At 28.0% G+C, this 5376-nt stretch carries 6 protein-coding genes; all 6 read right to left on the bottom strand.

Translation table 11 applies throughout. From position 1 onward, the window contains the following. The coding region (locus ACOYLP_RS10460; RefSeq protein ID WP_422856115.1) for a glycosyltransferase family 2 protein at window positions 1–525 on the bottom strand (525 nt) is incomplete at its 3' end. Next, window positions 525–1511, bottom strand: coding sequence for a glycosyltransferase (locus ACOYLP_RS10455; RefSeq protein ID WP_422856114.1), 987 nt, complete (start codon window positions 1509–1511; stop codon window positions 525–527). The genes ACOYLP_RS10455 and ACOYLP_RS10460, both read right to left, overlap by 1 nt. Before the next feature lie 22 nt (window positions 1512–1533). After that, the gene (locus tag ACOYLP_RS10450) at window positions 1534–2511 is read right to left on the bottom strand and encodes a hypothetical protein (protein ID WP_422856113.1); all 978 of its coding nucleotides are present in this window, start codon (window positions 2509–2511) and stop codon (window positions 1534–1536) included. 38 nt (window positions 2512–2549) lie between these two features. Next, window positions 2550–3590: a glycosyltransferase family 2 protein gene (locus ACOYLP_RS10445; RefSeq protein ID WP_422856112.1), complete on the bottom strand. Its 1041-nt coding sequence runs from the start codon at window positions 3588–3590 to the stop codon at window positions 2550–2552. A gap of 21 nt (window positions 3591–3611) precedes the next feature. Continuing rightward, window positions 3612–4334: a hypothetical protein gene (locus tag ACOYLP_RS10440; RefSeq protein WP_422856111.1), complete on the bottom strand. Its 723-nt coding sequence runs from the start codon at window positions 4332–4334 to the stop codon at window positions 3612–3614. Window position 4335: 1 nt separating this feature from the next. Then, a partial coding sequence (locus tag ACOYLP_RS10435; protein WP_422856110.1) for a polysaccharide ABC transporter ATP-binding protein occupies window positions 4336–5376 on the bottom strand: 1041 nt, incomplete at its 5' end.

The raw sequence follows: 5376 nt of genomic DNA, 5'->3' as shown, positions 1-5376 counted from the left end.
ATTTTCTATAGTCTTAATTCGGCTATTATTAAAATTGATTCTCCAATTTAATTCGGTATTTTCACCAAATCTCAATTTTTCATCATACATTCCAATATCATAAAATACATTTTTATTTATTGCGAAAGTTCCGGCTAAAAAAGAACTTGAATCATTTTTAAAATCCTCAGTTATTTTACTTCTACAAATTACAACATCCGTTAAGTTATGTTGTAGTACCGTAAAAAAATCTTTTAACCAAATGTCATTTACATAATCATCACTATCTAAAAAAACAAGATAATCTCCTTTAGCAAATTTACTTCCTGTATTCCTTGCAGCACTTACACCACTATTTTCTTGAAAAAAATAATTTATGCGAGAATCCATATATTGACATACTACTTCTTTGGTATTGTCAGTACTACCATCATCAACAACAATGATTTCAAAATCGGAATAGGATTGATTTAAAACAGATTCAATTGCCCTGCTAACAATATGGCCTCGATTATAAGAAGGAATAACAATGGTAAAATAGGGCATTAAAAATAATTTTTCAATTGGATAAAATGTTTATGAGATTTAATACTATTTCGCCAATAAGAAAATAGCTTTTCCCTCCAAATAGTTATTGCTAATTCTTGCTCAGTATTACTTGAGTTTACTGTTAAAAAAGCAAGTATCCTAAGCTTGAAATAAATCAAAAGAGCGAAACTCATTTTTGTAAACCAAGTTTTAAAATAGAAAATAGAAGACATTTTACGATTTCTAAATAAACAACTGTATGGTAGCAGATTACAAACACCGGAAGAAATGCCTTTTTTAAGTCGTAAATAGTACTCCCAACTCATCCTTTGCTGGGGCATATGATGCAAAAAAACCAATCGATGATCATACCAAATTTGATACCCTGCTAACTGAATTAAATAACACCATTCTACATCTTCACCAGAAACTAAATTATTCCTTGTTCTTCCAGACAAAGCCGATTTAAAGCCATTATTTAAATATTGAAGTAATACCTCTTTCCGAAAAAAAGTACCAGCACCATAAAGTTCAGCAGGGTATTCAGGCATAAGACCATCAGTAATAGCTTGTGGTCCAACTGCAAAACTATGACCATAAGTATCAAACCAATCTGGCTTTTCATCCTCAAAAACAGGAGTGCCACAACCACCTAATGCACCAATAATTGGATTTGATTTCATTAAATCATAACCAATTTGGATATAGTCTTTATCCAATGTATTATCATCATCACAGTATAACAAAACATCATATTTTGAAGCTTTAAGCCCGCATAACCTTGCTTTTATAAGTCCAGATTCTGCCTCATGAAGAATGCTAAAATCAATAGTTGAATCACTTAATAATGAATATGAAAATGCAGCTGTATCATCAGTTGAAGCATTGTCAACAATCAACAACTCCCATGAAAATGTAGCTTTTAATTTCAAAATAGCTAAAAGCGTTTCTTCTAACTTTTGTTTACCGTTATAGGTACAAATAATGATACTGATTCCGTTCATTTTGGAAGTACTTTTCAACTACTTATTTGATAAACTTTTTTACAGCTTTTTTAATTTTATTTTTTAAAGACATTGGCTGCTTTTGTAATGCATAACCAAAATTGAGCTTTGGCGTACAAACTGATAATTTTTCATATCCGTTTTCAAATAACAACTCTTTGTATTCATTAAAAATACCTACTAATTCTGGCCTCTTTTCAAATCTATATTCAGGATTATCATTGTTTCTTCCTGTGAAGTTTACACTTCCTGGCTTGAATCCACTAAAATGAAAAAATATTAATTCTTCTGAGGTATCATTGACGAAATATTTCCCTTTCGATTCAATTAATTTTCTTTCTGATAAATTCCACCAAGCCATATTTAATCCTTTATGACTTGCTATATGCATACCTTTAAAGTAAAGCACAGCTATATCTACCCATTTTTGATCGACAAATATTCCTCTTGGTTTATCAATCAAACAATGATTTCGTAATCTTATTTTCCACCAATTTACAAATTGAAGCCCTTCATCACTATACTTCACTCCAATAAAACCTAAATTAAATAAACCATGTCTAAGAGATGCCAATTCCCCTAAATCAACTTCATTAGGCATTTCGGTTAAATTAGGCGTCAATACAATATCATTTGAATCTAACAAGTTATTTAAATGATTAATATTTGAATACAATTTAATATCCGGATCTATATAATATACTTTTGTATCCGTTCCATATTTTTTTAATAAATATTCTAAGTAATAAGGCTTTACAGCCGTATTAAATTCGATAATGTTATACCTTGACAACATATCCTCAAAACAATCAAAACCAATTTGGTCATATTTAATAATTGCATAAGGGCTAAAAAAAGAATAATCAATATCTGGATCAAAATCATCGACCAAACCAATGATAAAATCTGTTTCAGGACACATTTCTCGTATGGAATCACCTAAGGTTTTAGCATGAGCTAAATAATTATTGGAACAAAGAGTAAAAACAACGGTTTTCATTTAAAAAATTATTTATGTCAATTTATATTAAAGATCATTTAGTCAATATTATTAATTTTACCTAAATTACTTTTTCTAAGAACATAATAATCAGGAATTTTGTTTAAATTATTTTTTAAAAAATTATCAGAAATTTTCAAAAAAAATGAAAATCGAGAAGATAATTTTATTAATAAAACATTAATTAAACTTTTATAAATTGAAAATGAATTTTTATTAAATCGATTAATTTTAATCCAATGTTTTAAAAATGTTAGGTATTTTCCATGCCTAACTATATATTGTGCCGAAAAGAAAAATAAAATGGAAAATAATGATTTCAAATGTTCTTTACTTAATTGAGTTTGATATTCATTTAGAATATCATAGTAAAAATCTATTCTTTTTTTGAGAATTCTTATATCTCCAGTAAAAGGAGTACTTCTGCTAATAGTATCTTTTCTTCCATCTCTAATATAAACATCTACAGGCGAATCAAAAAATTTGAGATACAATCCTTTCTTTAATAAACACCTAAGATGAAGATCATAATCTTGCCAAAATAACAAATCCTCTTTAAAACCATTCATTTTTAATAGAAACTCTTTTTTATAGATTGGCCCTGAAGTTTGCCATAAGGCATCTAATTTAATAAATCGCGCCAAATCATTTTCTTCGTTATCAATGTTCCAATAAAATCCATTTGAAAAAGGTTTATCTACAAACAACAAACTTTTAAAAACTAAAAAATCCATATCAAAATGAACGCTAAATTTATTAATACGCTGTTCCAAACAATATGGAGCTAATATATCATCTGAATCAAGATATATAATAAATTCCCCATTTGAAAAATCTAACCCAATATTCCTGCAGGTTGGCGCACCTTTAGGCAAACGGTTACGCTTAATAAAACTAAATCGATTGTCCTTTTCAATAAAAGAATTTATTATGTCAATAGTATTATCCGACGACCCATCATCAACAATAATACATTCCCATTTTTGATAAGTTTGGGAAAATACAGAATTTAATGTCTCACCGATTAGATCTGCTCTATTAAAAGATGGTACTATAATAGATATTAATTTAGAATCCATTTGTAATATGTTTAAAAAAAATTACAAAGAAGTCAAATAAATATATTTTTCTGAACAAATTAAAGTAACACGTTTATTTCCTTCATAATGTCCAACATGGTATTTAATATTTTTATTTTTCAATTTCAATAATATTTCTTTTAAAGTATCTTTTTCTCCAACCCTGTTGGTATCATCAAATAAAATAACAAAATCTTTATCTTTTTGAAATCTATCAACTAAAAAAACAATATCATATCTAGAAAATCTTGGGCTTCCAAAAGGCCCATCTACTACATATAAATCAAAATCATTTGTTATTTTTGATTCTAAATTAGAATAAGAATTGACTTCAAATCCGTTCACCAATTGAGTCTCTAATTCACAAAATATAATTGAAGATTTTTTTGATAAGTTAAATCTATTTTTAAATTCAATTGCCCATAGTTCATTTTGCTCAATAATTATATGCTGACAATTTGGAATATAATTTTCTATATATGTTGATATTAATTTTGAGGATTCTCCTAATCCAAATTCTAAGATAGAACTTGGACAATAATCTGATAAAATCCTATTTAAGACATAAAAAAAGGGATAACTGCCGGCCCATCTTCCAATATTTAAACCCAAATCATCTATATGCTTTTTCCCTCTAATACTATCATGAAATATATTTGCCCATTCTAATTCTTTTGTTTGAAGATATATTTTATTACTATTAGCTCTATTTTCTTTAATTAATTCTTTTATTTTTTTTATCATTTTATTTAGCATAAAAATTCAACAATATATTTCCTTGATTTTTTAGAGTCAACTTGCCTGTCTTATAATAATCTTTTTCAATGATAGTAAATGGCATAACTTCAGTCAACCAATCAGCTATTTCATTATTAATTTCTGAATATATATTTAAAGTATAATCTCCTGGAGCTAATGGTAAATCTTTAATTAAAAATTCAATACTATTAGAAAAAATACTGAATTCACTAATAACAACATTTGAGGACAACCATGCCACTCTATCTCCCATAAAATTATTGATACCAATATCAATTCTAGATTGCATTATTTTTGAAGGAAAATTTAATTCAAAATTTAGTTTAATTTTTAAATCCTTGAATGTTTCTATATTGTTATCGTTATCAGAGATAAAAAAACCATCTGTGAATTTTAAAAATCCATTACCTTTCCTATTGGTATTTTCAGATAATTTTACATTTTCTATTTTTGTGCTAACTAAATATTCAGCTAATACATCATTAATAACACCTGTCTTTTTAATAATGCCATTCTCTAATAAAATGCCCTTAAAACATAAATTTTGTACTGCTGCCATATTATGACTAACAAACAAAACAGTTCTACCTTCACCTTTAGATACATCATTCATTTTTCCTAAACACTTCTTTTGAAATTCAGCATCGCCAACAGCTAAAACCTCATCCACAATTAGTATTTCACTTTCTAAATGGGCAGCTACAGCAAAAGCCAGCCTCACATACATACCAGAGGAATAACGTTTCACTGGGGTATCAATATAACGTTCAACCCCTGAAAAATTTATGATTTCATCTAATTTTTTAGTAATTTCAGAACGTCGCATACCTAAAATAGCGCCATTCAAATAAATATTTTCACGACCTGTCATTTCAGGATTAAAACCAGTACCCACCTCCAACAAAGAGGCAATCCTACCCTTCACTTTAAAACCTCCTGTTGTAGGTTTAGTTACCTTACTTAATAACTTCAATAAAGTACTCTTTCCGGCACCATTACGACCAATAATACCTACAGAATCGCCTTG

The organism is Flavobacterium sp. (assembly GCF_049318325.1).
GTDB lineage: Bacteria > Bacteroidota > Bacteroidia > Flavobacteriales > Flavobacteriaceae > Flavobacterium.
The sequence above is the reverse complement of the archived record's forward strand: the minus strand, read 5'-3'. Positions and strand labels throughout refer to the sequence as shown.